This window comes from Deinococcus alpinitundrae (genome assembly GCF_009982895.1).
Classification (GTDB): Bacteria; Deinococcota; Deinococci; order Deinococcales; family Deinococcaceae; genus Deinococcus; species Deinococcus alpinitundrae.
The window spans coordinates 1-253 of record NZ_WXZL01000377.1 but is presented as its reverse complement, the minus strand read 5'-3'; the positions used below and the strand labels follow the sequence as shown (position 1 = coordinate 253).

Annotated in this window: 1 protein-coding gene; it reads left to right on the top strand. The window is 30.0% G+C overall.

The features are described from left to right. Positions 1–19 precede the first annotated feature (19 nt). A partial coding sequence (locus GUI70_RS26025) for a hypothetical protein (protein WP_202630625.1) occupies positions 20–253 on the top strand: 234 nt, incomplete at its 3' end.

Here is a 253-nt window from a genome sequence, read left to right as displayed (position 1 = left end):
CAAGACATTTTATAATCAATTGGTTGAAGAAGATGAAGGTGTTAAATACCCAATATTAGATGACAAGATGAATCAATTACCTGTGTTAACTGATCTTTTTCAACAAATAAATGAAACATGCGATACGTATGATTTATATGATAATGCGAGTTATGACTTGCAAGGGATTAGAAGTAAAATTTCTAGCACGAATCAACGTATTAGACAAAATTTGGACCGTATTGTTAAAAGCCAAGCAAATCAGAAAAAATTA